The following is a 591-nucleotide window of genomic DNA, read 5'->3' as shown; positions in this document are numbered from 1 at the left end:
GCGTCCAGGTCGACGCGCACCCGCAGTTCGGTGCCACCGGCCGCGAACAGCTCCACGCCCGTCCACTCGAAGGGCAGGAACACCCGCTGGTCGCCCTCGACCTCATCGCGGGCACCGACCAGCGCGTGCAGGGCGGCGTCCAGCAGAGCCGGGTGAACGCCGAACTCGTCGGCCTTCAGGCCCTCGGGGAGCCGGACGAGGCCGTACGCGGTGCTGCCGTCACGGAACAGCTCGGTCAGGCCCTGGAAGGCCGGGCCGTAGGCGAGACCACGGGCGGCGAAGCGTTCGTAGAAGCCGTCCAGGCTCACGGGCTGGGCACCGACCACCGGCCAGCGACGGAGAGCGTCGAAGCCGTCCGACTCGCCCTTCTCCTCGGCGAGTTCACCGGAGGCGTGCAGCGTCCAACCTTCCTCGACGCCCTCCGAGCGGCCGTAGACCGCGAGCGGGCGGCGGCCATCGGCGCCGGGGGCGCCGACCGTGATCTGCAGCCGCACCGGGCCCTCCAGGACCAGCGGCTCCACGAGCGCCAGCTCCTCGACCCGGCCCGCGCCGAGCTCACGGCCGGCGGCCAGGACGAGGTCCAGGATCCCG

1 protein-coding gene is annotated in these 591 nt (G+C 73.9%); it reads right to left on the bottom strand.

Translation table 11 applies throughout. From position 1 onward, the window contains the following. Positions 1-591 (bottom strand): polyketide synthase dehydratase domain-containing protein (locus VM95_RS37910; RefSeq protein WP_045706134.1); only part of this gene is annotated, 591 nt, incomplete at both ends.

It is taken from the genome of Streptomyces rubellomurinus (assembly GCF_000961885.1).
GTDB classification, from domain to species: domain Bacteria; phylum Actinomycetota; class Actinomycetes; order Streptomycetales; family Streptomycetaceae; genus Kitasatospora; species Kitasatospora rubellomurina.
The sequence above is the reverse complement of the archived record's forward strand: the minus strand, read 5'-3'. Positions and strand labels throughout refer to the sequence as shown.